This window comes from Amycolatopsis coloradensis (genome assembly GCF_037997115.1).
Classification (GTDB): Bacteria; Actinomycetota; Actinomycetes; order Mycobacteriales; family Pseudonocardiaceae; genus Amycolatopsis; species Amycolatopsis coloradensis_A.
Window position 1 is genome coordinate 3,857,925 of record NZ_CP150484.1, and the last position, 26,461, is coordinate 3,884,385.

General features: G+C 67.0%; 19 protein-coding genes. 10 read left to right on the forward strand and 9 right to left on the reverse strand.

What is annotated here, in order from left to right:
* Positions 1 to 57: 57 nt before the first annotated feature.
* Together LCL61_RS18240 and LCL61_RS18245 are read right to left on the reverse strand one after the other, a co-directional pair.
* A complete protein-coding gene (locus LCL61_RS18240; RefSeq protein ID WP_340687932.1) occupies positions 58 to 813 on the reverse strand; it encodes an HpcH/HpaI aldolase family protein in 756 nt (251 codons plus the stop codon).
* The gene (locus LCL61_RS18245) at positions 810 to 2,198 is read right to left on the reverse strand and encodes a Xaa-Pro peptidase family protein (protein ID WP_340687933.1); all 1,389 of its coding nucleotides are present in this window, start codon (positions 2,196 to 2,198) and stop codon (positions 810 to 812) included. Before LCL61_RS18245 ends, LCL61_RS18240 begins: the two co-directional genes overlap by 4 nt.
* Between LCL61_RS18245 and LCL61_RS18250 the strand changes: the two genes are divergently transcribed.
* Complete coding sequence (locus LCL61_RS18250) at positions 2,157 to 2,885, forward strand: glucose 1-dehydrogenase (protein ID WP_340687934.1); 729 nt, start codon at positions 2,157 to 2,159, stop codon at positions 2,883 to 2,885. The two genes, LCL61_RS18245 and LCL61_RS18250, sit on opposite strands and share 42 nt — an antisense overlap.
* An 18-nt stretch (positions 2,886 to 2,903) precedes the next feature.
* Here the strand turns inward: LCL61_RS18250 and LCL61_RS18255 are convergent, their stop codons facing one another.
* Positions 2,904 to 4,178, reverse strand: coding sequence for a sedoheptulose 7-phosphate cyclase (locus tag LCL61_RS18255; protein ID WP_340687935.1), 1,275 nt, complete (start codon positions 4,176 to 4,178; stop codon positions 2,904 to 2,906).
* A gap of 59 nt (positions 4,179 to 4,237) precedes the next feature.
* Complete coding sequence (locus LCL61_RS18260; protein ID WP_340687936.1) at positions 4,238 to 5,167, reverse strand: hypothetical protein; 930 nt, start codon at positions 5,165 to 5,167, stop codon at positions 4,238 to 4,240.
* Positions 5,168 to 5,541: 374 nt separating this feature from the next.
* On the opposite strand from LCL61_RS18260, the gene LCL61_RS18265 reads away from it, so the two are divergent.
* Genes LCL61_RS18265 through LCL61_RS18280 form a run of 4 tightly spaced genes read left to right on the forward strand, consistent with a single transcriptional unit; the run spans position 5,542 to position 10,725 of the window.
* Complete coding sequence (locus LCL61_RS18265) at positions 5,542 to 6,999, forward strand: aromatic amino acid ammonia-lyase (protein ID WP_340687937.1); 1,458 nt, start codon at positions 5,542 to 5,544, stop codon at positions 6,997 to 6,999.
* Complete coding sequence (locus tag LCL61_RS18270) at positions 6,996 to 7,814, forward strand: L-tyrosine 3-hydroxylase (protein ID WP_340687938.1); 819 nt, start codon at positions 6,996 to 6,998, stop codon at positions 7,812 to 7,814. Before LCL61_RS18265 ends, LCL61_RS18270 begins: the two co-directional genes overlap by 4 nt.
* On the forward strand, positions 7,811 to 8,485 hold the full coding sequence (locus LCL61_RS18275; protein ID WP_340687939.1) for an O-methyltransferase: 675 nt from the start codon (positions 7,811 to 7,813) through the stop codon (positions 8,483 to 8,485). Before LCL61_RS18270 ends, LCL61_RS18275 begins: the two co-directional genes overlap by 4 nt.
* An 8-nt stretch (positions 8,486 to 8,493) precedes the next feature.
* A complete protein-coding gene (locus LCL61_RS18280; protein ID WP_340687940.1) occupies positions 8,494 to 10,725 on the forward strand; it encodes an SDR family NAD(P)-dependent oxidoreductase in 2,232 nt (743 codons plus the stop codon).
* A gap of 29 nt (positions 10,726 to 10,754) precedes the next feature.
* Here the strand turns inward: LCL61_RS18280 and LCL61_RS18285 are convergent, their stop codons facing one another.
* A complete protein-coding gene (locus tag LCL61_RS18285) occupies positions 10,755 to 11,900 on the reverse strand; it encodes a helix-turn-helix transcriptional regulator (protein ID WP_340687941.1) in 1,146 nt (381 codons plus the stop codon).
* 685 nt (positions 11,901 to 12,585) lie between these two features.
* Between LCL61_RS18285 and LCL61_RS18290 the strand changes: the two genes are divergently transcribed.
* The 3 genes from LCL61_RS18290 (at position 12,586) to LCL61_RS18300 (ending at position 20,495) form a co-directional block, all read left to right on the forward strand.
* Positions 12,586 to 14,037 carry an acyltransferase domain-containing protein gene (locus LCL61_RS18290; protein WP_340687942.1) on the forward strand — a complete coding sequence of 484 codons (1,452 nt, stop codon included), beginning with the start codon at positions 12,586 to 12,588 and terminating at the stop codon, positions 14,035 to 14,037.
* Positions 14,034 to 19,610 (forward strand): SDR family oxidoreductase, encoded by a 5,577-nt coding sequence (locus LCL61_RS18295; RefSeq protein WP_340687943.1) that lies wholly within the window; start codon positions 14,034 to 14,036, stop codon positions 19,608 to 19,610. The genes LCL61_RS18290 and LCL61_RS18295 overlap by 4 nt, the downstream gene beginning before the upstream one ends.
* A 249-nt stretch (positions 19,611 to 19,859) precedes the next feature.
* Entirely contained in the window at positions 19,860 to 20,495 is a 636-nt protein-coding gene (locus tag LCL61_RS18300) for a helix-turn-helix transcriptional regulator (protein WP_340687944.1), read from the forward strand.
* On the opposite strand, the gene LCL61_RS18305 is transcribed toward LCL61_RS18300, so the two are convergent.
* Together LCL61_RS18305 and LCL61_RS18310 are read right to left on the reverse strand one after the other, a co-directional pair.
* Positions 20,488 to 21,033, reverse strand: coding sequence for a hypothetical protein (locus tag LCL61_RS18305; protein ID WP_340687945.1), 546 nt, complete (start codon positions 21,031 to 21,033; stop codon positions 20,488 to 20,490). The genes LCL61_RS18300 and LCL61_RS18305 overlap by 8 nt on opposite strands.
* Positions 21,034 to 21,440: 407 nt before the next feature.
* Positions 21,441 to 22,508 carry a hypothetical protein gene (locus LCL61_RS18310; RefSeq protein ID WP_340687946.1) on the reverse strand — a complete coding sequence of 356 codons (1,068 nt, stop codon included), beginning with the start codon at positions 22,506 to 22,508 and terminating at the stop codon, positions 21,441 to 21,443.
* 386 nt (positions 22,509 to 22,894) lie between these two features.
* Between LCL61_RS18310 and LCL61_RS18315 the strand changes: the two genes are divergently transcribed.
* Together LCL61_RS18315 and LCL61_RS18320 are read left to right on the forward strand one after the other, a co-directional pair.
* Complete coding sequence (locus LCL61_RS18315) at positions 22,895 to 23,299, forward strand: cold shock domain-containing protein (RefSeq protein WP_340687947.1); 405 nt, start codon at positions 22,895 to 22,897, stop codon at positions 23,297 to 23,299.
* A 182-nt stretch (positions 23,300 to 23,481) separates the two neighbouring features.
* Positions 23,482 to 23,934: an SsgA family sporulation/cell division regulator gene (locus tag LCL61_RS18320; RefSeq protein ID WP_340687948.1), complete on the forward strand. Its 453-nt coding sequence runs from the start codon at positions 23,482 to 23,484 to the stop codon at positions 23,932 to 23,934.
* 110 nt (positions 23,935 to 24,044) lie between these two features.
* On the opposite strand, the gene LCL61_RS18325 is transcribed toward LCL61_RS18320, so the two are convergent.
* Both LCL61_RS18325 and LCL61_RS18330 read right to left on the reverse strand, forming a co-directional pair.
* Positions 24,045 to 24,644 (reverse strand): type VII secretion system-associated protein, encoded by a 600-nt coding sequence (locus LCL61_RS18325; protein WP_340687949.1) that lies wholly within the window; start codon positions 24,642 to 24,644, stop codon positions 24,045 to 24,047.
* A gap of 81 nt (positions 24,645 to 24,725) precedes the next feature.
* Positions 24,726 to 25,985 carry a salicylate synthase gene (locus tag LCL61_RS18330; RefSeq protein ID WP_340687950.1) on the reverse strand — a complete coding sequence of 420 codons (1,260 nt, stop codon included), beginning with the start codon at positions 25,983 to 25,985 and terminating at the stop codon, positions 24,726 to 24,728.
* Positions 25,986 to 26,461: the final 476 nt, after the last annotated feature.

Sequence of the window (26,461 nt, forward strand, 5' to 3'; positions counted from 1 at the left end):
ATCGGCCACTGTGCCGGGGTCCCTCAAGGCACGGGCCGGACACGTCCACTCCGTCCGCTATTCGCGCACGCTGTCCACGATGGCGCGCAAACCTTCGACCACCACGGTGTTGTAGTTGAACAGAAGGACACTGGCTCCCCGGGCTCGCCATTCCTCGACCTTGCCGGGATGATCCACCAGAGCGCACAACGCGCACCGCGGTGCCGACCCCACCGCCTCGACGATCCGGTCGACGGCCGATCGATACTCCGCATGGTCGAAGTCCCCTGGTATGCCCAGGGAAAGCGACAAGTCGGTCGGGCCGATCCACACGGCGTCGACGCCTTCGGTCGCGGCGATCGCCTCGCAGTTCCGGACGGAGCCCCGGTCTTCGGCCTGAACCACGACGACGGTCTCGCGAGCGGCCTTGGCCAAGTGCTCTTCCAGAGTGACCGTGCCGTGCCGCCCCGCCCGAGTGCTCACCGCGAGGCTGCGAGCACCACGAGGCGGGTAGTGCGCGGCGCGGACCGCGGCTTCGGCGTCTGCGACGTCCGACACGTGGGGCACGACGATTCCCGCCGCGCCGGCGTCGAGTGCGTGCAGTGCGGAGGCGGGATCTTTCCCGGCGAGGCGCACCAGCACCGGGATCCCGGCTGCTTCGCCCGCCCTGACATGGTGCTCCACTTCGACGGTCTCGGCAGCCGAATGCTCCGTGTCGAGCAGCACGAAATCGAAGCCCAGATGGCCGGCCAGTTCCACCGCGGAATGAGCGGGGATCTTGAGGATCAGGCCGAGCAGTGGATCGCCGTCGACCATGCGGGAACGTAAGCTCACTCGCCGCCACCCGACAGCGGCCGGTTCCATCCCCGCGCTTCGTCTCCGGGGGCTTCCCATCCGTCCTCCGTGACGATCAGGGTGTCCTCCAGCTTTACTATGCCGACATCGGGATTGGACAGCGTCGTCTCCAGGGACAGGACCATACCCACTTCGAGCGGGGCTTCCGCGTGATCCGCGGGGTAGGGCACCGGGCCGGTACCGGTCAACCGGGGGACCTCGTGCGTGATGAGACCCATGCCGTGGCCGACGAAGAACATCTCGTCCGCGTGAGGACACGCTGCCAAAGCCTTGTCGGCAAGATCGAAGATGTCCCCGCCCCGCCGGCCGGGCGCCACTGCGGCGCGCACACTCTGCTGCACCGACTCGACCTCGGCGAGCAGATCGCGCATCAAGGCGGTGGGCTCACCCGCCACCGCCATGCGGGCCAGATCGCCGATGTATCCCTGGTACATGCCGCCGGAATCAAGCGAGAGTGCTTCCCCTTCTTGCCACACCCTGGATGACGGCGCACGATTGAACTCACTGCCGCACGACACCAGACAGTAGTCGAAAACCAGTCCCCGATCAGTCTGTTCACGGCGAAAGCGCTCGACTATGTCGATCTTGGTTTCGCCGGGCCGGGAAGCGGCGAAGGTGGCCGACATGGATTCGATGATCCCGACGGAGGCGGTTCGCACCAGTTCGAGCTCTTCGGGAGATTTGATCGCGCGGATGGCTTCGAGAACCGGATGAGCGTCCACGAAGGCCGCCTCCGGAAGCGCGGCTCGCAGTACCTCGGCCGCGTCGAACGGGAGGAAGGCTTTTTCCACCGCGATGGTCGAGTTGTCCAGGCCGTGCTCCCGCAACCCGCTGACGATCGAGTTCGCGGTGTCCACACTCGACCACGACTGGTTCCGGATGTCGGTGACCCACAGCGGGAAGACGGAAGTCCCCCATTCCTCGTTGCCGCAGCCGATGTAGAACGACTTCTCCGGTGAGCCCTTGATGTAGACGAGTGCCGGAAGGTATCGGGACACGCCGATCGCGTCAAGGTTGGCGAAGAAGAAGTATCGGTATCCACCGAGCAGGTGCTGGATGGAGAAACGAGTGGTCGCGATCACCACATCGGCGCCGGATTTTTCCATCAGCGTGTCCATGCGGCTCTGGTCGAACGGTAGGTCCATGACGCTCCTCGAATGAATTCCTGTCACTGTGCGGCCAAGGTAAGTATAGTGTCGAACGGCTGGTTTTCCTTCGGTCCAGAAATGAGTGAAGACATGAACGAAAATCTTGGCGGTGCCCAGGCTTCCGTCACCCGTTCGATTTTGGACCGGTTCCGACTGGATGGCAGGACTGCCCTCGTGACCGGTGCTGGGCAGGGAATCGGGCGCGCCTTCGCGCACGCCCTGGCGGAGGCGGGCGCCAAGGTGGCGGTCATCGACCTCAGCGCGGACCGTGCGGACGAGGTCGCCCGCGAATTGCGGGAGAAGGGCGCGGAAGCCATCTCGATCCAGGCTGACGCCGCCGACGAAAGTTCTGTCGAGAGCTTTGTGCGCACGACGGTGCAGGCGTTCGGCCGGCTGGACATCGCCGTGAACAACGCGGGAATAAATCTCAATTCCGCGGCCGAGGAAGCAACGCTCGAAGAGTGGGACATGGTGCACAACCTCAACTTGAGGGGTGTGTTCATCGCTTGTCAGCACGAAGCGAAGGTGATGTTCCCGCAGGGATACGGAAAGATCATCAATACCGCCTCGATGGCGTCGATGATCGTGCCTCACCCCCAGAAGCAGGTGTCGTACAACGTTTCCAAGGGGGCGGTGGTGAGCCTGACCCGGACGCTGGCCGCCGAGTGGGCCGACCGCGGGATCCGGGTGAACTGCATATCACCGGGAATCATCAGGACCGCCTTGATCGAGGAGTCCGAGGCGCTGGCACCTCTGGTCGACGAATGGGTTTCGAACATCCCGGCCGGCCGGCTGGGTGAGGTCGGCGACCTCCAGGGCGCCGTGGTCTACCTGGCCAGTGAGGTCTCCGACTACATGACCGGCCACAACCTCGCGATCGAGGGAGGGCAGACCTTGTGGTAGGCCTTGTGACGCCGGGCTTTACGCGACCTCCGTCGAGCTGCACGTGGCCATTTCCCGCTGGAATTCGATGGCCGCGACCAGTTCCTCGTCCGAGACGTCGTTGACGAAGACGGTGTTCCCGATGCCGACGGGCAGCGGCAGTCGCTGCTGCCCGTCGCGCCGCCGGACCGTCGCGTGCAGTGCGCTCCCCAGAACTTCCGGCGTGTGCAAAGGGCTCCAGGTGGGCAGCTCGAGATCGGACATCACCGAGAACACTCGTCCGCACTCGTCCTCGTTCACGAGTCCGCGGCGGCAGGCGAGGGCGGTACTCAGCGCCATGTCGAGACATACGGCTTCGCCGTGCAGCATCGAGGGAAGGCCGAGCATCTCGACGGCCGGGCTGAAAGTGTGCCCGTAGTCCATGCTGCGTTCCAGCGTTTCTTCCCAAAGATTCGGTTCGAGCTCCTCCAGCATGCCGGTGATCGCTGCTTCGAGGATGGCGGTGGCGGCGTCGGCTCCCTCGGGTGACCGGCCCTGGAAGTTCTCGTTCAGGACCAGCCGGCCGTGCCGCTCGAGAAGGCCGAAGAGTGCTTCGTCCTTGATCAGGCCGACTTTCAGGATCTCGGCGAGCCCGTTGCTGATGTGCCGACGGCTCAGTGTCGAGAGAAAGCCGCGGTCGAGCAGGGTGAGCGTCGCCGCCGAATACGTGCCCAGCTGGTTCTTGTGACCGTTGAAGTTCACTCCGGTCTTGACACCCACCCCGGCGTCGATCAAACCGACCAGGGTCGTCGGAACCCTGACGAACGGCGTTCCGCGGCGGTAGAGGCTGGCGGCGAGGCCCACGATGTCCATCACGACACCGCCACCCACCACGATGACCGGCTCGCGCCTGCGATCGATCCCGAAGGCGTCGAGTCGCTCCACGAGACGCAATACGACTTCGATCTCTTTGTGTACGTCGCCTGCCTGGATCACCATGATCTCGTAGGTGACGCCGTGGTGATCAAAATACTGCCTTATCGCCGGTCCGTACAGTCTGTCGACGGTCTCGTCCACGACGACGAACCGGCGCTGTGTCCGGTTCCCGCCGGGGCTGCCCGCGTGGAGGAGGTCTGTTCGGTTGGGATCGAAAACGTCCTGGCAAACACGGACTTCGTAGTTGACCGGCTGGGAAGCCTTGACATGCCAAGAGACCCCGTCCGTCGCGGGTGCGATCTTCTGTGGCGTGATCGGCTTTCGCGGCGCGGGTGGCGCAATGGCTTCCGGCGCGCTGTCCTCTTTCGCGTCACCGGCTGGAATTGGCGATTTCGGCATGCTCGCCCTCTTTTCTCGATCAGATAACGATGATTTCTGCCCGGTGGACTCTTGAAAGGTCAGTGCCGGACCAGGTCGCTCGCGGCCGCCAAGGTGATCAGTGACCGGGCATAACGTTCCGCCGCCGCCGGATAAAGGTGGAAGAACTTCACGGGTGCCACCGATTCGATCTCCAGCAGCAGCAACCTGCCGGTGACGGGGTGGCGAAGGAAGTCGAGCCGTACCGATACCGGGTGGACCGGAACTGTCTTCAGGTAGGCGTCGTATGCGTTATGGATGTCGGTGAGGTCCTCGCCGTGTTCGGTGTAGCCGGCACGGGCGTTCGGATGGAATTGTGTTCCCTCGCGTCCCGGCGCGAGGATGGCGTCCTTGGTGATCGCGTGGGAGACGGCCCCGTCGATCATGATGATTCCGTATTCTCCCAGGGAATCGATCGACGACACGTAAGGCTGGACGCAGGCGGTGACGCCGGCTTCGTCGAAGGCCGTGAGCCTGGCGACCAGGTCCTGCTCCTCGGTGACGCGAGCGGCGCCGAGCGTGCCTCCGGACGAGATGGGTTTGACGACGACGGCGGCCTCTCCGAAATCACGTTCGGCGCGCGCGAGCGTTTCCGCCGCGACAGCGCCGATCCGTTCTCCCGGCCGGACCACCGTCGTCGGGATCGTCCTGGCACCGTGCTGCTCCACCTCGGGGAGGTATTCCTTGCTCATACCGCTCACGATGATGGGGTGCGGGTTCGCCAACCGCACACCCTGCCGGTGCAGGGAGTCCACCCATTCCCGGAACTGCGTCAGTTTGAGCCACATGCTCCACGGGGATTGCACGGCGACCACGTCGAACATGGTCCAGTCGATCCCGTCGGAGTCGTCCCATTCGAGAATCTGCGTTGTGCAGCCCTGCTCGTTCAGGCTGGCACGCAGGATGGGGGTGTCGCGATCCGACCAATCACTGCCCGGAAAGGCGCTGGAGGTCACGAGTGCGATGTTCACGGAATGCCTCTCGATAGTTCACAAGCGCCGATTCACGAGCGCCAGGCCAGGGAAGCCGAAGGTGATGCGCGAACGAGAACCGTCCACGACAGCGATTCCGCGAACCGGAGACGTCGGTCCGCGCCGAGTACTGAAGTTTTTTGCTTGCAGGAGTTTGCCCCACGGGAACCCGAAGGTCCAGTGTGGCCACACGGCGTGGACGTTCGGGCAATCGCGTTGGACGAAGCGCGCGGATATGCGCTGAGGTCGGCTCTGCTGGCAGAGGATCGGTCGCAAGCTACTTCGCCAAGCCACCTCGAGCGACGGGGACGATTGACCAGATGAGCCCGACTCAGATCGCAGCCACAACCCTTGATCCTGCCGTCTCCCTGGACTTGAAGCTCTTGGACCTGGCGGGGCACCCCCTCAATGTCGTGTTGTCGGACGACGCGATCGCGCGGATCACGCGTGGCCGCCACTTCGTCGAAGACGTGCTCGGCGGGGACGGAAGGCCTGTCTATGGAGCGACCACCGGATTCGGCCCTCTCGTGATCTTCGAAGGCCGGGACAGCGCCACCGAGCAGTGCGACAACGTTCTGCAGCACCTGACCGTCGGACAGGGCGCCGATCTGCCGGTCCCCATCGCACGGGCCTCCGTGCTCGTGCGTGCTTTGTCACTGGCACAAGGCTTGTCGGGCGCTTCGGTGTCCACGGTGGACGCTTTGTGCCGGATGCTGTCCACGGGGTTCGCCCCTGCCATCCCGACATGGGGTTCGGTCGGGGCGAGCGGGGATCTCGTTCCGCTCGCCCACGCGGTCCAAAGCCTGCGCGGAGTCGGGCACGCCTTCGTCGACGGTGAGCGGATGCCCGCCGCTGACGCCCTCGCCGCCGTCGGGCTCACGCCGCTCGAACTGGATGGACGGGACGCGCTGGCTCTGGTCAACGGCACGTCGGTGACGACGGCCGCCGCCGGTCTCGCGGCGCTGTCCGCGCAGCGTTCGGTCAAGGTCGCCATCGCGCTGACGGCTGCTCTCGCCGATCTGCTCGGCGCCGTGCCCGCGTTCTTGGCACCCTCATTGCTGAAGGCTTTCGGTCACCCCGAAGTCGCGACCACCGGGGAAGATCTGGCGTGGTGGCTGAATGAGACGACGCCGTCCCAGGACCGGCCGCTCCAGGAGCCGTACAGCATCCGGTGCGCGCCGCAGTTGCTGGGAGCCGCGCGTTCGGCGATCGGGTGGTCCACCCAGACCGTCTCGCAGGATCTGCGCGGGGTGAGCGACAACCCGCTGTTCTTCCCCGACGAGGACCTCGTCGCCCACGGTGGCAACTTCTTCGGCCAGCCTTCCGCTTTCGCCTCCGATCTTCTGTCCTCGGCGGTCACGCAGATCGGCAACCTGGCGGAACGCCAGATCGACATGCTGGTGGACCCCGGTCGCAACGGCGGGCGGCCGCCGATGCTCGCCGCCGAACCGGGTAGGCACCACGCCATCCAGGGGCTGCAGGTGCTGTCGACCTCGCTGGTGGTGGCGATGCGGCGGGCCTGCACACCCGCGGCGATGCAGAGTGTCCCCACCAACCTGCACAACCAGGACGTGGTGCCCTTCGGCACCCAGGCGGCGTTGACCGCTTATGAGCAGGCCCACAAGCTGCGCCTGTTACACGGAGCCCTTGGTGTCGCGGTACGGCAGGCCGCACACCTCGACGACCGTGCTTCGACCGCTTCACGCTGCGCCGGTCTGGTGGCGGCGCTGTCGGAAGAGATCGACCCGATCACCCGTGATCGACCGCTCGACGAGGACATCAGGGTCGCCGCGGACGTGCTCGATCGCTATACCCAAGAGGTGAGTCCATGACCGTCCCGGTGATCCCCCGAATCGTCATTCCCCTGCCGCAGGAGCGACTCACCCCGTGCTCGGAGGGGGAGCAAGCCGGTCCCGGGGCGTTGCCGCGTCAGTCTCACGCGTCGTGCGCGCGGCGGGAGAACACCCAGCCCGTGCCGCCTCCGCCGGCCAATTCGGAAATCGAGCGGGCCTGGTACCGCTGGATACTGGGACATCACGGCTCTTTCGTCACTTGGCGATTGCTTTCCTCCGCGCTCTACCACCGTGATTTCGACGAGGCCGCGGCGCTTTTCGACGCGTACTCGGCGTTGCTGCTCTACGCGGGAAGCTGTACGCCCGAGCTGTACGGCACGGTGGTGCGGCCGAGGATGGTGGCGCGGGATCCGGCGATGAGCGGAACCTGGGCGCGGGATTACCGCCACATCAATCGGCAACTCGCGGACATCGTCCCTGCCCGTGGTTCGGCGCTGAAGGAAGCGATGAAGATCAACCGCCTCGTGCACATGTCGGTCGCCTGGCGGCTCGTGCCCACCGGTGGATCACTCCTCCGCGACTCCGGCCACGACGTCCACGACGAGCCGACCCTCGAAGAGCAAGACATCGTCGACGACTTCTTTCTGCTGGACAGGGGCCCGAACTGCACGAGTGGATTCCTGGTCGCGCTCCGAGCCCGGATCACGGCGATACTCGCCGACATGCACACCAGGCCGGTTCAGGCGGATTACAGACACGAGGCGGTGAACCGCTTTCAGGAGGACCTGCCTGTCCATATCGCTCGCGTGGTCTCGATCGCCGAGGCCACGCTCTTGGAAGGAGTCAACGCTTGACGAACACGGAGACACAGCCGGCGAAGGCGGTGCCGCTCACCTCGGAAGTGCTCGGCTACATGCGTGATCAGCTCCCGCCGTTCACCGAGGTGCAGCAGGAGCTGATGGACGCCACCCTGGCTCTGGGCAGCGTGGCCGAGATGCAGGTGCCACCGGAGCAGGGTGCCCTGCTGACACTGCTGGCGAGGCTGATCGGTGCGCGCGTGGCCGTCGAGGTGGGCACGTTCACCGGATACTCGACGCTCGCCCTGGCCGAGGGAGTCGGCCAGGACGGTAAGGTGATCACCCTCGACATCACCGACCGCTGGCTGGACATCGCCTCGAACGCCTGGGCGAAAGCCGGTGTGGCCGACCGCGTGGAGCCCGTCGTCGGACCCGCGGCGGAGAGCATCGAGAAGCTTCCCGAAGAGCCGTTCATCGATCTCGTGTTCATCGATGCCGACAAGGTCGGCTACCTCGGCTATTGGGAGGCGCTCGTGCCGAGGGTCAAGCCGAACGGTCTCATCGCGGTCGACAACGTGCTCTACGCGGGTGAGGCGGCTTCACCCGACGCCGAAGGCAACGCCCGTGCGATCCGTGAATTCAACGAGCACGTGCTGCGTGACGACCGGGTCGAGTCGGTCATGCTCACCGTGGCGGACGGATTGACCCTGGCGCGCCGGAAAGACTGAGGTCGTCCATGGAAGCATCGCAGCCGGTGGCGGAGTGGGAAGTACCTGTCGGCGTCGACCTTCATGGCCACGTCCTGCATTCCAGCACCGACGATGGCGACCGGCCGGCGGTGGTCGACCTTTCGCGGGGTGACCGTCGTGAATGGACCTACACGCAGCTGCGGGCGGCCGTCGCCGGACTCGCGACCTGGTTGCGGCTCAACGGGATAACCGACGACGACGTCGTGGCGGTGCTGACGGAGAACAGCGCGGAGTTCGTCGTGGCCTACCACGGGATCCTGGCGGCGGGCGGGGTGGTGCTCGCGCTCGAACCGCGCGACACCGGCGAGCACTGGCGGGGGAAGATCGACGCCGGTGGCGCGAAAGCGCTGATCGCCGAGACGGCCTTGCGCCCACCGGAGGTCGAGATGCCGGTCGTCTGTGTCGGGGCGGTCACGCCGGGTGGTACGGCTTGGGAGGAGGCTGTCACGACCGAGCCGCGGCTGACGCACCCGCCCGGAGGCGACCGGACCGCGGTGCTGATGAGTTCCAGTGGCACGGAAGGTGTGCCGAAGCTCGTCCCGGTGACCCATCGCAACCTGACCTCGAACCTCGGCCAGATCGACTACCTGCACCGGGTGCGCGGTGACGACGTGGTGTTGTCGGTGCCGCCGCTGCGGCACGTCTACGGCATGCAGATGGCGATGAACCCGGCGCTGCGGGCGGGGGCGACCCTGGTGATCGGGGCGACCCCGTTCTCGGCCGAAGACTTCCTTCGCGACGTGACCGAGAACGAGGTATCCCTGTCGTATCTGGTGCCCAGCGTCATCACCGAACTGGGGCAGGCCGGGCGGCGGCTCCCGTCGTTGCGGATGATCGTCTCGGGTGGAGCGCCGCTTCCCGCGACGGACGGCGCCCGGTGCGCCGAAACCCTCGGCGTGCCGGTGGTGCAGGGCTTCGGGATGACCGAAGCGGGGTGCGTGAGTTTCAGCCCGGACGGGGTCGAGGTGCCGCCGGGTTCCGTCGGCAGGTTGGTGCCCGGGACGGAGGTCAGGTTCCTCGGCGGCGAGGACGGAACCGAGGCCGGTGAACTGTGCCTGCGCGGACCCCAGATCGCCTCGGCCGCGGCGGACGCGGACGGCTGGCTGCGCACCGGCGACCTGGTGGCCCGCGACGCGGACGGGTTCCTGCGGATCACCGGACGGGCGAAGTCCCTGATCAAGTACAAGGGACATCAGGTCTCGCCCGCCGAGCTCGAAGAGGTGCTGACCGGCCATCCCGCCGTGTCCGAGGCCCACGTCACGGGTCTGCCCGACCCGGTCGCCGGGGAGATACCGAAGGCGTTCGTCGTCCTCTCCGAAAGCATCGCGCTTGCGGAAATCACGGCGTACGTCGCCGAGCGGGTCCCCCCGTACAAACGCGTGCGGGCGATCGAGCGGGTGGGCGCCATCCCGCGGTCCTCGACCGGCAAGCGGACGCGGCCGCCTGCCCTTCGCGTGCTGGTGACCGGGGGCGGACGCGGGCTGGGCCGGGCGTTCGCCCTCGCGCTCGGCGCCTCGGGCGCGAACGTCCTCGTCACAGGCCGCGACGAGGACGCGCTGGCCAAGACGGTTCTGGACATCCGGCAAACCGGTGGAACCGCGACGCCCGTGACCTTCGACGTCACCGACCAGGCGTCGGTGACCCGCGGGGTCGCCAGGGCGACGGAGGAGTACGGCGGCCTCGACGTCGTGATCAACAATGCGGGCATCGCCGGCCCTAAAGGTCCTTTGTGGGCAGTCGACGAGGGGGAGTGGCGGCGGACGGTCGAGGTCAACCTGTTCGGTTCGACGAACGTGATCAGGGCCGTCTTGCCCGCGCTCACCGGACGCGTGGTGAACGTGGTGAGCCGGGCAGGCCGGGTCGGGTGGCCGAACGCGGGTGCCTACGCGGCGTCCAAAGCGGCGTTGATCTCGTTGACCGCCAGCCTGGCGGGCGAGTTCGGCGAAACCGGCCGGGTGGCGGTGGCGTTCGATCCGGGCTTGGTGGATATCGGCATCACGAAGGCGCATCTCGATCGCGGTCGGACGGGAGTGAGCTGGGAGGACGAGATCCTCGCCTGGACGCTGAAAACCCGTGAAGCCGGCCGGTTCACTTCGGTCGAGGACGCGGCCGGAGCGCTGGTCGCCGTGGTGACCGGGGCGGCGGATCACCTGAACGGGCGATATGTGTCCGTGGAGGACCTGGCGCCGCTGCCGCGTTCTCGCCTCGTTCGCCAGTGAACCCTCCGCGATCAGGTGGGAACGCGGTCCTATGACTGGGGAGGCGGCAGAACCTCGTTGGCCAGCGCGCGCCGACCGGAGATCCCGAGTTTGCGGTACACGTTCGAGAGGTGGAACTCGATCGTGCGTACGGTGAGCACCAAACGCTCCGCGATCTGCTTGTTGCTGTAGCCGTTCTGTGCCAGTTCGGCGATCTTCAGCTCCTGCGCGGTCAGGGAGGTCCGCGGGGCCGGCGAGGTGAGCGCGCACAGCAAGTTCTCGATCTTGCCGCTCAACGCCTTGTCACCGATCCGCCGGGACGCTGCATCCGCTCGAAGGAGCAGGGCTCTTCCCGTCTGCTCCTGACCTGATTCCAGGAATCTTCTGCCCTGCTCGAAGCAGAGGGCGGCGAGCCCGACCGGGGACCGGCCGAGCTCCATCAGGTCGATGGCGTCCCTGAGCCGGTCGGACGGACGGCCCTCGCCCTCGACCATCTCAAGGACGTAGAGCGCCCAGGCGATATGGGAGTGCGACCGCCACGCCGTGGCGGCCTCGTACTCGCGCGCCGCCGCCGGACCGGCGATGTCGGGGCGTCCGGCGGCGGCGGCGGCCAAGGCGAGCAAGCCCCTGCGGTGTGCGACCGTGAAATGGGCGGCCACTTCCGTGACAGGAAGCCGCGAACACTCCAGCGCGTCCCGTAAGGCCTCGTTCGGCCGGCCCGCTGTCAGGTGGAGGTAGCCGCGAACGGCCAGCAGAAACGGGCGCAGGGCCTGCCGCCGCATGAGCTGACCGAAGTCGTGGTCGCGAAGGACCTGATCGCCGATGTCGGGTTCGTTCGCCGCGACGAGCACTTCGAGATAGCAAGGAACCGCCAGCTCACGGACGGTGGGCGGGGACGCCGTGGTGGCCAGTCGCTCCAGTGCCTCCCTCGCGCCCATCAGGTCCCCGACGTATTGGGCGTGCTCGGCCCGCATCAGGGCGACGAGATCGGCGAGCCCGTCGTCGCGACGGCTCTCGAGTTTCCACAGATGCGCGTCCACGCTCTCGAACTCGCCGGTCCGCAAAAGAATCGTCACGCCGTGCCACAGACAGCCCGCATGCCGCAGGCACACCTCGTCGGCGAGCACCAGTTCGGCCTGCGCTGCTGTCGCGAGCCGATCGTTTCCCTGCATCAGCAATGCCAGGGCCGCCGTCACCTGGCATCCCTCGTGCGAATCCGGGAACAAGGTCCGCGCGAACCCGGATTCCGCGGAAGACCGAGTGGACCGGATAGGCCGAGCCGCCCGGTCCCGCTCCACCTCATACCTCCCACGCTGTCTTCGGACATTCTGCACGACCGCTCTTGCCGAGGTCTCCGTCCGTCGGTGGGAGACTACGTGGCGCAACATGGTCGAACGAATGTTCGCATCATCGTGGTGTTCGATGCGTCACCGCGCCGTGTGGTGAACGAGGCCGGCCGCGACGGGTGGCTTTGTCCGTCTGCCTTCGCGGGAGGGCGTGGCGGATGCGTGTCCTCGTGCCGGAAAGTGCCATCAAGGCATTCGCGGACAAAGTCGGATGAATAATCCGTGGTTCTGGTCCGTGAATTGATTGGCCGAAAGAGTCCACTTGCGAATGATTACGGTTTGTCATCGTCGCGGTGCAATGTCGGCCGGTCCCAGCGAGACGCACCCTCGTCGCTGCAGGTGGCACCTGGTTTCCGTATCGTGAAAAGTTCGATAATGTCACTCAAGGTGACGACTCTGCATGTTTTTCTGTTCTCGCTGTAGGAAAGGGTCGAAATTTTTCGACCATCACGCGATCGTGTTAGTCTATCTTTCGCCTGAATCGCAGATCACCTTGGCGTGAAACGCCTTAAGGACCGAGTCTCCCGGAGTCCCTGTGCAGCATGATTCGCTTACTTCGACGTTTCTTTTCCCGGGGCAGGGTGCCTACCTGGCTGGTGTCTTCAGCGCCAGCCGGCAGGCTTTTCCCGTTATCGCCGACGAATTATCGCAGGTGGACGAATATTCGCTGCGGGCAGGCGGTCCCGCTGTGACGTCTCTGCTCACTGACCCCGCGTCGCCCACCTTGGACCGTCTTCTGGAGAATGACGTCCCGGCATTGAGCCTGGCTATCTTCGCTTCCCAGATCGTGGCCGCACGGCTTTGTCAAGAAGAGTTCGGTCTCTCGCCGGCGTTGCTTGTCGGGCACAGCTTCGGCGAATTCGCCGCCTTGGTGGTTTCCGGTGCCTTGACACTGGAAGAAGGGGTCACGCTCGTGGTCGCGCGTGACCGGGCATTGAGGGCTTCGGGGGCGTCCGGGGGAATGGTCGCCGTCGAAGCCGGTTTCCGGCGGGTGGAACATCTTGTGGCAGCGGTGGCGGATCGCAGTCTCACCATCGCCGCGGACAACGCTTACGATCAGGTCGTGGTCTCCGGGACCGCTACGGCTGTCGCCCATCTCGCGGCCGTCGCGGGCGCGCTGGGTGTCAAGGCCACCGTCCTCCGGGTGCCTTACCCCTTCCACAACCACCAGCTCCTCGGCCGGGCCAACGAGCTGTTCGCCCGCACGGTGACCACGATCACCCCGCGCGTGCCGAGGATCGCGGTCCACTCACCCGTTCTCGGACGCCGGGTCGAAACCCCCGAAGACGTCTTGGAGGTGCTGTCGAGCCATCTGGTCCGGCCCGTGCGCTTCCTCGACGCACTGCACACCATCCGCGGGGAAGGCGAGACCCGGTTCGTCGAGTGCGGCGCACGTTCGACATTGGTGGACCTGGCGACGACGACCCTGGCCGGGATCAGCACCAGCGCGCCGTTCCGCCGTCGTGCCGATGACACGGGCGTGCTGGCCGAAGTACGCGCTCTCGACGCAGGTGCCGGGACGGCCCGGCCCGCGCCTGCGCCCGTGACCGGCTCATCGGCCGCCTCCGCTCTTGCCACCCCGGCTCCGGTTCCCAGCCCGCAGGCAGCCACTTCGGCTCCTGTCGCGGTGACCCCCGCTCCTGCTCCCGCCGAGCCTGTCGTCGAACCGGTGCCCGCCCAGCGGGCCACCTCGGCCTCGAGCGAACCGGCCGGCGAGGAAGGAGGCCTTGTCGAGACCAAGGTCCTCGGTGAGCTCAAGACCCTTTACGCCGACGCGGTCGGCTACCCCGCCGACGTCTTCGAGGACAACGTGGAACTCGAGGCCGATCTCGGCATCGACTCCATTCGCCAGACCGAACTCCTGCAGCGGGCGAGGAAGCGCTACGACGTCCCGGAGGCGGACCACATCCGGATCACCGACTACACGACTCTCGAGTCCATCGCCGGGTTGATCGTCGAGCTGAGTCACCAAGGAGCGCGAGTGTGAGTGACCAGGACTTTCGCGACAAGATCTGCCTGATCACCGGCGGTTCCAAGGGGCAGGGCCGGGCCATCTCGTACGAACTGGCCGGACGGGGCGCGCACGTCATCGTCAACTGGTTCCACGATCAAGAGGCGGCCGAGGAGACCGTCCAGGCCATCGTTTCCGCCGGCGGTTCGGCGGAGGGCTTGCGCGCGAGCGTGGCGAAGGCCGAAACCGTGAACACGATGTTCGAAGAGATCGGACGTCGGCACGGCAGGCTCGACGTGCTGGTCAACAACGCCGCCCGCGGGGTCTTCGTACCGCCGGAGGTGCTGACCGAGCACGACTGGGAGCGCGCGTTCAACACCAATGTGCACGGTCCGCGCCGTTGTTCCATGGCGGCCTTCCCGCTGATGCGGGAACGCGGCGGCGCCATCGTCAACCTGGGTTCGCTCGGCACGAGCGTGGTGATCGACAACTACCTCTGTACGGCCGTGTGCAAGGGTGCGCTGGAACAGCTCACCAAGTACCTCGCGGTCGAATTCGGGCCGTATGGCGTCCGGGTCAACATGGCCTCCGCCGGGATGCTGGAGAGCGAGACCGTCAAGCTGTTCCCGGACAGCGAGCGGGTGCTCGAAGCCACCGTCGCGGGCACCCCGCTGAACCGGCTGGGCACCCTCGAGGAGAACGCGAAGCTGGTCGCGTTCCTCGCGTCGGACCAGTCGTCGTGGATGACCGGTGAACAAGTCGTCAACGACGGTGGTCTCCGGCTGGGTGGCTCGCTCATCCGTGCCGGTGGCACCTGGGGTGGCCGGGAGCGGGTCGTGGCCGCGACCACGCCCGCCGCCTCGCCGGAGATCACTCCACCGATGCCCCAGACCGCCCCCGCCCCGGCACGCACCGAGCCGGTGACCGACGACGAGGACGCCTGCGTCGCCATCGTCGGCATGGGCCTGGTCGTTCCCGGGGCGGAGTCCCCCGAAGAGTTCTGGAATCTCCTGCGGACGGGAGATCCCGCGTTCTCCACCCCAGGGGATCGCTACCCGGCCGAAACGTTCTGGGCCGCCTCACCCGGTCAGCAGGACCGCACCTACGCCGGCGTGTCCGGCTTCGTCCGGGCCGGTCGGTCCGACGACGTCGCCCCGGAGGCGAGTCTCTCCGCGTCCTGGCTGCGCCGGGCCCTGCGTCAGGCCCTCCCCGCTTCCGCCGGTCGTGGCCTGCGGACCAGCTGCCACATCGGGGCCTGTTCCGACGGTGACCAGCACTTCGAACAGGCGATGGTCGTCGAGGGTTACGCCCGGCGCCTCGCCGAGCACTGGCCCGGCGAAGACCCGGTTTCGCTCGATGAGCTCCGTGCCGCGTTGCGGACCCGCTACGACCTCGACACCGGGCAAGCGGCGGGGCATCTTCCGGACGGGATCGTCCGGCACGCCATCGAAGGCCTCCTGCCCGAGAACAGCCCGTTCACCGTTGTGGACACCGCCTGCTCGTCGTCCTTGTACGCCATCGACCAAGGCATGGCCGCGGTGCTCGACGGCCGGACCGACCTGGCTCTCTGCGGGGGCTACTTCATGGTCACACCGCGGTTCAACGTGCTGTTCGGCAAGCTTTCCGGGCTCAGCAAGACGGGCAGGGTCGCCTCCTACCAGCGGTCGGCCGACGGGACCCTGTTCTCGGACGGCGCCGCCATCGTCGCCCTGCGCCGACTCTCCGACGCCCGGCGCGACGGAGACGAAGTGCTCGCCGTCGTCGCCGGCTTCGGTGCCGCGGCGGACGGCCGGGGACGCGCCATCGCCGCGCCGAACCCCCGTGGCCAGGGCCTGGCGCTGACCAGGGCGGCCACGGTGTCGCAAGTGCCCGCCGAAGAGATCGGCTGGATCGTCGGACACGGCACCGGCACCGCGGCGGGTGACGCCGTCGAACTCGCCGCCCTCGACGAAGTCGCCCCGGCCGTTCCGGTGCTGTGCACCTCGAACAAGCCGCTGATCGGACACACCGGGTGGGCCGCGGGCGCGGTCTCGGTGATCCATGCCGTGCTGGGTCTGCGCAACGGCGTCGTGCCCGCGCAACGTCCCGTCGCCGGCGAGGGGGAGTTGCTCGAATCGCGACGGGTCACGGTTCCGGTGCAGGACACGCCGCTGCCCGCGTCGTCACGCACCGTCGGGGTCTCCGGGTTCGGCTTCGGCGGTACCAACGGACATCTGTTGCTGCGGAAGGATCCGGCATCGGGCGAGCCCGTGGTCCGGAGCAAGCCGGAGGCCGCCCACGACGAGCCGATCGTCCTGGTGGGCTGGTCGGCGCACCTTCCAGGATCGCCGGACGCCGCCACCGTGCTCGACCGGCTCCGCGCGGGGAAGCCGCCGGCCGAAGCCGCGGCCTTCCCGTCACCGTATCCGTCTCCGTCGGTCCGCGTCACGAAGATGCCACCGGCCGCGTCGAACGCCGTGGACCGGACACAGCTGATGGCGCTGGAAGCCGCCGACCGGTTCGCGACGGAAAACGGCGCCCTCTGGCGCGGCATCGAGCCGACCACCGGCGTGATCGGCGCGCACTACGGCCCGGCGACATCGTGGCTGGAAACCGCTTTGCGCTGCTATGCCGACGATCTGCTGTCCTGGACCCCGCCCGGGCTGGCCGCGGACGACTATTCCGTGGCGGCCGAGACGGCCGTCAAGCTGGTCCGGGAGAACACTCCGGTCACCACCCAGGACAGCCAGCCCGGCCTGATGGGCAACGTGATCCCGTCCCGGATCGCCAACCACTTCGATCTCAACGGTCCGGTGCTGCTCGCCGACGCGGGCCCCGCCGCGACCCTGCACGCCGTCGACATCGCGCGCCGGTATCTCCGGGACGGCACCCTCGATCTCGCCCTCGTGCTGGCGGTCAACGGCAACAGCACACCGGAATTGGAGACACTCCTTGGCCGGGAAGCACTGGGGGAGGGCGCCTTCCTCATGGCGCTGGCCCGCCGCGGCGACGCTGTCGCGGCCGGCTGGCCGGTGCTGTGCGAGGTGTCGACGGAGTCCCCGGCGCCTTCCGGCCGATCCGGTACACCCGAGCGGGACTACCTCGGCGCACAAGGTGCGATCGACCTGCTCACCGCGCTCGCCACCCTGGACCGGACGCCTCGGCAGGAGATCACCGGTGCTTTCCCCGCACCGGCGGTGACCCTCACCGCCCCCGCCACCCCCCGGCGCGTCCGGCGCAACGATCGCTATGTCTGTTCGCTGGCCGAAGACCTCGAACCGGCAGCCGGCGTATGGACGATCCCGCCAGGGCCCGACTGGCTGGTTCTCGTTCAGCCAGGGTGCGCCGATCTGGTGCCCGAGGCCGTCCGCGAAGCGGGAGCCGTCGTCCGGGAACTGGACGGGGCTGTGCCCGTCGAGAAGCAGGTGTCGCTCGACGAAGGCCGGTTCCCCCACGTCCGGGTGGTCGTCTCGACCCGGAAAACGGGGTGGCCCACTTCGGCTGACGACGATCTCGTGCTCACCCACGAGGCGCTTTTCCTCGCCGCGAAGGCCTGTCGTGACCGCATCGACGCCGGCGGGTCGCTCGGAGTCCTCATCGACGACGCTCTCGCGGGTGGTGTGCCGCACCCCGATACCGGACTCTTCTCGGCCTTGGTGAGCAGCCTCGCGTGGGATCTGCGCGGTGCCCGGCTCGCCGTGGTCATCGGTACGCCGGATTGGGACGTGGTCAACCGGGAACTGGCGAACTTCGGCGGGAACCCCGTCGTGATCCACCGCGACGGAAAGCGGCTGAGGACGACCCTCGTGGCCACCCCGTCGAATCTCGACGAGATCGCGCCGGTCCTGCGCCCCGGCGCCGTCGTGGTGACCACCGGTGGAGCCCGCGGGATCACGGCCGCCTGTATGAAGGAACTCGCCGCCGTACAGCAAATCAAGCTGTGGCTGCTCGGTTCCTCGCAACTGCGGGATGTGCCCGGCCACATCCTCGACGCGCCGGATGCCGACCTGAACCGACTCCGCGGCGAGTTCATCGCGGCCGAACGCGCGAAGCGGCCGGACCTGCCGGTGCGCGAGCTGAACGCCCAGTTCGCCAAACTGCTCAATGCCCGAGAGTCGTTGCTGAACCTGCGCGAACTGCGCGCGTTGTGCGGCGAGGACGCGGTGCACTACCTGTCCTGCGATCTCAACTCCGCCGAGGCGGTCTCCGCGGCGGTCCAGCGGATCCGGGAGACGGATCCGCAGGTGGACCTGCTCGTACACGGCGCCGGCCTGCACAACGGCGGGGATATTTCGCGGATCACCCTCGACGGCTTGCGGTGGATCCGTGACGTGAAACGGCGCGGATACCACAACCTCAAGGAAGCCTTCGGGGACGCGCAGCCCCTTTCGTGGTGCAACTTCGGTTCGGTGGCCGGTTTGGTCGGCCTTCCGGGGGAAACCGACTACGCGCCGGGGAACGACTTCCTCCACGGGGCGGCCCGGGCGAACACTTTCGCGCGGGGTCTCGAGGAACGCACGCTGGTGTGGCCGATCTGGTCCGAGGTCGGCATGGGCGGGTCGGAGCTCATGCAGGGCAACAACGAGCGAGCCGGGATCATGGCTCCGCTCCACCCCGCCGAAGGGGTGCGCCACTTCGTCGCGGAGCTGACCCGGTTCCCGGCTTCCGAGCCGTTGGTCGCCTTCCTGAATCCGCGGGAACGGGACACCTTCTCCCAGCAGTTCCCCGGATTCGTGCGGAACCGCCCGGCACGGGCGCCGTGGCTGCTCGGTACCCCGTACCGGTTCGACGCCGAATCGGCGGAGTGGGTGCTCGAACTCGGGGAGCGGACGGCCGGATTCCTGGCCGAACACCTGGTGAACGACAAGCCCACTCTGCACGGCACCGGCCTCGCCACGGTCGCGGCCGAAGCGGCGACGGAACTGTTCCCCGACCGCCCGGTGAGCGCACTGCGTGATCTGCGGTTTCACGCGTTCGTGGCTCCGAAACCCAGGCCCGGAAGCCCATACCGGGTGACGGCGGCGGTCACCGGGCACGACGGCGACACCGTGCTGGTGGAGGTCCGGATCACCAGTGACGTCGTGGACCGGCGTGGCCGGGTGCTGCGCCGCGACCGGCCGCATTTCACCTGCGTCGCCGAACTGGGCCCCCTCCAGCCGATGCCGAGGGCGGCGGAAAGGGTCACCGGAAAGCCTTCGGACGACCCTTACTACCAGGCCGGCAGCGGTGTCTACCTCGGTGGCGTTTTCCGAGCCACCTCCGAATCGGTCGAAGGTCCCCGCGGATCGAGCGCCCGGTGGGTGTTCGTGCCCCCGTCGACCGAGTCGGAGCGGACGCTGCAGGAGAACCCGCCGGTCCCGTCGGTCCTGCTCGACGCACTGGCCCGGACACGGATGCTGCAGACGGACGAGAACGGTGTCCACCTGATCGCCGTCCCCCGCGCCATCGGGAGGATCGACTTCTTCACCGCGGGCGGTGACGGCCCGGTGTCCCGGGCGAATCGCGACGGCATCGTGCTCAACCACGTCGCCGCCGAGAACGTGGACGAAGCGTCCACAACGGACGGAAGGGTGCTGATCCGGATCATCGGCTGCGAGATCTACGACGTGGACGACACCGAGGCGCACTAGGTCCGGTCTGGACCGGCAGTGGAAACCCACAGCGACATCCGCGGCCCGAAGCCGACGATGTCGCTGTGGGTTTTCTCTCGTCATCGTGACTGACATCGCATCTCGGCGAAGTCAAGCGTCGGCTGCCGAATCACAGTGAAGTCGCTCTCGTCGATTCGGATGGGGCGAAGGTGAAATCGGGCAGCTTCCCACCGGATTCCGGTTCATCGCTTGACAGCCCGCGCCCTTTGATCGAGATTCAAAAAAAGAATGACTGAACAGAATTCGAGAGCGGTAGACCGTGCCCAGTCCGCGTTCCACGCGTTGCTGGTGGATCCGCATCCGGACAGGCGGTGGAATCTGGCGTACAGGCTGAAGGCCATGGGAGCCGAAGCCGTCGCAGAGATCACGATGACCCACAGTGTCCGCATGGAGACGTCCGTGGCGGCGAGCTGCGACCTCGTCCTTCTTCACTCGGGTCAGGCCACGGACAGCACGGCCGAGATGGTGGCGGATCTGCGCCGGCACGGCGGGAAGCGTGTGCTCGTGATCGCGTCCGAGCGCGAACCGGCACCGGCGATCGCCGCTTTCGCGGCGAACGCGGTGGGATACCTGATCGACAGGTCCGATCCCGCGCCTGCCGACGGTCCCGTGGTGCAGCCGTCCCCGCGGGACGAGGGGCTCGTCCGAGACGAGCACGACACGCACGCTCAGCGTCTGTCCGCGCGCGAGATCGAAATTCTCTCCATGGTGGCGGACGGAAAGTCGAATCGCGAGATCAGTGTCGACCTCGCCTTGTCCGTGAACACCGTCAAGGGGCATCTCGCCAAGGTGGCCAAGAAGCTGCAGACCGGCGATCGGTCGCGGATGGTGCTGCTCGCGCTCCGCGCCGGAGTGATCAGCTGAACCTGCCACGCATCGCCTGGACGACAGGATACCGGAGCACCCGCCGCTGCGGACGGGACAGCGCCGCGATGACCCCGGAGGCCACCGGTAGCCAACGATCCTTCGGTGACGGTTCGCGCAGCCACTGCACGGAACCGCGTGAAGTGACCGTCGGCGGGAGCAGGGCTCGTGTGGGGGACCTGTGGAACAGCACACCGCTGGGCAGCTCCTCGTCGGAGACGACGCAGTCGTCCGATTCGACGAGCGCCAACGCCCGGAACGGGGCGCCGGGAATCAGGATCAGCGGGCCGCTGGGAAGGGCGCCGGTCGTGGCGAAAAGGTGTTCGCCGCCCCGGAACGGAACGGAAACCGCCGCCATGCCACCGGTCAGGCACAGCAGCAGGGAATTGCCCTGCATCTCGACGTCCCAGGCGAAATTGGTCTTGTAGAACTCGGCCGCCCCGAGCAGCCTCGGCGAGATGCCGCGGTGGGCCGCCTCTCGCAGTCCGCTCGATCCGTTGATCACCTCGACGCCGGTTCCGGAAGGGGGTGTGCTCATGGAAACCGCCATTCTGCTCATGCTCCCGTCGTTTCCTTCGCACCCACTCGGGATGCGTGGAATCGATTCTCTGCGGCGCGTCTTCATGAACTCTCTATGGAGAAGTAAGGTAAATGTGGCGTGTTCGGTACAGGGGGTCGTGAGTGGCAAGTGTCGTTAGAACGACCCGAAACACTCACGACCACCCGCACCGACCACTCACCTGCCTTTGCGACGCTTCCGCCCCCTGCGGACTGTAAGACCCGAGTTGAAGGGGACCTTCCGCTCATGCGACGCGGGGAAAGTCCCCTTCACCTCACCCATACCCATCCCCGCAGAGCAACGATCCGACATCCGGGCAAGGGACCGAACCGGCCATATTTGCCTTACCGCTCAATATGTACGGGAGCATTCGCGGCCGGAAATCGTCAGGAACCGGTCCAGGCGGGTTCGTCGTCGGCAGCCGGTGTCAGTACCTTCAGCACACGGCCGAGCGCCACGGTGTCCGGGAGCGGAGGCGGGCCGTCGACGTCGTCGATGTAAGCGAGAAGCTCGGGATCCGGCGCCAAGTGGTGTTCCCGGAGATAATAGGTCACCGAGTCGGTCCACACCCAGACACCGTCGGTGTAGAAGTTCGTGGGCACCGTCGGCCCCCGCCCGGGATCGACGATGTCGTCCAGCATCGCCGAAGTGACGAGCAACAAGGTGGCCGATTCGAGGTATGCGCAGATCCTCTCCCGCTCGTCCTCGTCGTCGATCTTCGGCCGGTCGGGAGCGAACGCGGGGCCCTTTTCGGGGTCGACGTTGTCGAAGATCCTGGCCACCTTGATCTCGGAGTCGTTGTCGGCGGCCCACAGCAACTTGCCGTTCTGCTGCACGGCCCGCTGATAACGGAGGTCACCGCTGCCCAGGGGGACCACCTCGACCTGCGGGTCCCGCTCGCCGGCGGCGATCAGGCTTTCCTGGAAACGACCGGCCAGTTCGGCGGGCGCTGTGGCCTCTTCGTGCTCTTCGTCGACCTCGGCCACATAGACCACGCGGGGCGGCGGATAGGGCGCGTCGTCGACGGGGCTGCGCACGGCGCTCCAAAGGCCGCGCAGACCGGGTTCGTCGGTCGCGGCGGCGAGCAGATCCTGCTCGGCGAGCGCGGAGAGCAGCATCGCGTTGCTCGCGTCTTCGTCCTGCTCGCTGTCGTCGGGCTGGACCCGATCGGCGGAGAACCGCCACGGCGGCGGAGTGTCTTCGGAGATGAGTTCCATCGTGGCCAGCGAGCCGGGGTCGCCCCCCTCGGACGCCAGTAGCTCACTGAGCACGTCGAGATCGTCTTCGGTCAGTGGAAGCGTGGTTCGCCGCCCCGCGAACACCAGGAGCCGGGCGACCTCCCCGCACCGATCCTCCGCCAGCATGCCCCGGGCGCTGGTGAGTGAGTCGTCGGACAGCCAGCCGGCGGTACGGAGAAGCATGCCGTGCAGCTCGGAGGTGAAGAGGTGGTTCATGCGTCGCTCCCAGTGCGGTCGCCGGTCGCGGTTATTCTGACGCCAACGGGAATCGGAATCGGGGAAGTCGCCGTTGTAGTGCCCTAATGTGCACCCTTCGCCGACAATCGGCACCCGGCGTGTGCCGACGGAGGCGCCGTCGCCCTGCCGCGGCCGGAATCCCGGCCGTCGCGCGCGGGGACGCCTGGCGGGCCCGCGGGTTCAGGGAACTTCGGGCATTGTTGGCTGCCGGAAGCGCCCTGCCGGTGTACTCGGAAGACGCCGCGTCGGCGACGGTGACAACGTGGGGCGATACCGTTACGCGTGCTGGTCGGAAGATCAGCCGGAGCGCCCGAGAATCCGCCGGCCCGACACCGCGGAAGACAGTCCAGGAGACAGCGATGCTGATGACCGGAAAAGTGATTCGTTACGACGAGCTGCGAGGTTACGGCTTCGTGGCGCCGGACAGCGGCGACGAAGACGTTTTCCTGCACGTCAACGATTTGACCTTCGACAAGCGCCTGCTCGCGGCCGGCGTGCAGGTCCAGTTCACCACGGAAGAAAGCCCCCGTGGCTTGAAGGCGTCGGACGTCACGTTGCTCGACCGCGGCACCCAGGAGGTCCCGAGCCGCGCCGAGCGAGGCCCTTCCGTCCGCGCCGGAGACCATGACGTGCTCACGGCGCAGGATCTGCGCGAAGAGGTCACCGAAGTACTGCTGCTCGGTGCGCCGATGCTGACGGGGCAGCAGATCGTCGAGATCCGGCAAGGGTTCATCGCGCTGGCGCTGTCCCACGGCTGGGTCAGCGACTGAGCCGCGGCGCCGCACCGGTTCCTCCGGCCGTTTTCCCTGCTCATTGCACCTGTTCGGCGCTGTGAGCGGCCCAGGAACGCCGTTGATGACTTATCGTGATGGCTGTCTTACCCAATCGGCGGTTCCGGGGCTGGGACCGGCGTGTTTAGGGGAAATGAAGTCTCCGTGTCAACACTGGGGACATGAACAACGAGTCAACCCAGTCAGTGTCCGAGAACATCCCGACCAAGCACGTTGCGCACAGTCACAATGTTGTCTTCGCACGGGTGATCGAGGGCGCCGAGGACGTGCTCCTCGATGTCAAGTTGGACTATGACACCAGCGACCCGTTCGCGGTCAGGGCGTGTTTCCTGCGGGACACCCCGAACGAGATCGACTGGTTGTTCTCGCGTGAACTCCTGGTGGCCGGCATGATCGTGCCTTCGGGTGAGGGTGACGTCCGGATCAGCCCGACGGCTTCCGACACCGCCACCGTGCAAATCGATCTGAAGACCCCGGACGGCGCGGCCACCTTCACGGTCGCCGCCGAAGATCTGAAGGGCTTTCTGGACTGCAGCGAAGCGATCGTGCCGCGCGGCGAAGAAACTCTTTGGGTCGACTTCGACTTCGAGCTTCACCGTCTCGTGTCCGGCTGAGATGCCCGGTACGGTTCGCGAGGGTTACACGGGGCTCCAGAACCCGGCAGTAGCCCTCGCGATAGCCGAACCGACGCGGTCCTCGCAGGCTGAAAGACCCGAATGAACCTTCACGATTCCGAAGTACGCTCGACCGAAGGCGACTGCGCCGCGTAAAGCCGTTCGACAGCCTCCTCGTCCATGTCCAGACTCGACCGCAGGAAATCCGCGTTCAGCCGCACCGCGGTGGGCCCGCCCGGATTGAAGTAGACATCGACGTCCTCGGCGAGCAGCTCCACGAGCTCGCCGAGGTCGACCCGACGCCAGTCCGGAGAGCTGATCCGCCGCCGATGAGGCTCCCCGGTCGCGATCACGACACAGGGAATGTCGTCCGGGGACTTCATCACCAGCGGCTTGCCGTCCCCGTTCATCGCGATGTCGAAGAGCGAGTCACGCAGCATCACCTGGATCTGCTCCGGGCCACCCTGCCCGCGCGAGACCAGTCGCAGCGCGGCGTCCAGGAGATCGGTCGGGGAGTTTTCGTCCGCGGGGACGTAGCCGGGATTGGCCCGGAACTTGCCCGCCCGCCCGTCCTCGATCGGCCAGAGGCCGACGATCGCCTCGATGGGTGGCCGCTGGTCCTCCGTTTCCGGCTCCCAGCCGGGATCCATCAACAGAACCCAGTTCTCCAGCCCGTCTTCGTCCGGCGGCGGTTCCACGGTTCCGGCCATGGTGTGCTTCTCCTGATCTTCTTCGTCGAGTTGCCGTTCCCGGCAAATCGTGTCCGCGCCTCCGCGGGGCCAGCGTCCCGGTCATCCGATCGGTTGCTCGACGAGATAGCGCGACACGCTTCGCAGCTTTTCGCAGGTTTCCTCCAGCTCCCGTTCCGGAGTCGATTCGCCGACGACGCCGGCGCCCGCCCGCAACCAGGTCCGCCCCTCATGCCTGAAGACACTGCGCAGCACGAGTGCGGCATCGAGTTCGCCGTCGAAATCCAGGGCCAGCACGGCCCCGCTGTAGAGCCCGCGCGCCGGTTCGGAGCGCCCGATGAAATCGCAGGCGGCGCGTTTGGGGATGCCCGACGCGGTGATCGCGGGGAAGAGCGCGGCGAACGCGCCCCATTCCGATCCGCCTGTCGCGAGCGTGCCCGACAGGCGGGACGCGAGATGCTGGACGCTGCCGCGCTCACGCACGTGCATGAACTCCTCCACCGCGACCGAGGACGGGGTGCACACCGTGGTCAGTTCCTTGGCGGCCAGCCGCACCGAGATGGCGTGCTCGAAGACCTCCTTGGGATCACGATAGAGTTCTTCGCGATTTCGCTCGTTCAGCTGTTCGTCCGCGCCGAAGGCCCGCGTACCGGCCAGAGGTTGTGCGATCACCTCTCCCGACGGGGTCACCCGCGTTACGATCTCGGGGCTGAATCCCGCCATCTCCCAGCCGCCGAGTGAGAGGAGGTAGGACCGTGCCGGCGTGTTGCCCGCCCGTCCGGCCAGATAGGTGCGGGCGAGATCGATCTCGAAGGGCACTTCGACCACGCGGGAGAGAATGACCTTGTCGAAGACGCCGCCCCGGATCGCCTCGACGCCCTTCGCCACCAGGGCCTTGTACCCCTCGGCGGAAGCACCGTTCAGGAGCGGCTCCATCAGATCCTGCCCCACGGGCTCCTGGGGCCCCAGCGGGATCAACCGCTGTTCCAGCCGGTCCAGGTCGTCCTCGGTGAGACCGCGCAGTCGAGCGATCCCGTCCCGGATCCGCACCTCCCGACGAGGGATCATGAGCCGCAGCAACGCGTCGTCGGCCGGCGTACCGTCCCGCGGTGTGATGGCCAGCTCGAATTTCGCCCAGCCGTACGCGCGCCATTCCTCGATGTCTACTTCGGACAGTTTCTCGGAGACGCGAGTAACCTCGCCGGCGTTCGAGAAGGCGAATTCCCGCAGGGGGTCTTCGGCGAAGCTCATTTGATCCGGTTCTTCGTAGGCGACGTGGTCGCATTCCGAAGTCGCGCTCAAGGCCGCGGCCGTGGCCGGCGGTGAGTGCCGGAGCGGGATCAGGCGTTCGAGATACTGCATCGAGGGCTCCCCTGAGAAACGGTCACACCACCGCAGGGGCGGTGTGGCTTGCGGATGTGCCGGGTATGTTCGAGTCGGACAGTGGCTCGCCGGCCGTGATCGGCGAGTCTGTTTCGGTCAGGCGCCGCTGGTGAGCGCACCGCGAACGGTTTCAGCGGGGCATCGCGGCGGTGACGCGCTCGGAGGGCGTCGGCGCACCTGGCGTGCCGGGTGTTCTTCCGCATGAAAGATCCGCTCCCGAGGTCGTCGTCGCTGCTGCTCCATCACCGCGGCCTGGTTCCTGCCGCAGTGGTGGAGTAGGTCGAAACCGGGGAGGGGAGAAACCGCTTTCCGGATTATGGTGATTCGTCACCGGATCGGGCGGGTTCCGGGGCGCAGTAGGTGCCCTGAGTCAGCGACCGTGCCCAATCGTGCACGCGCCTCTCCGGGTGGCCGGAGAAAAGGCCCTCGCATCCTGCGCACGGCGTTCGTGAGGG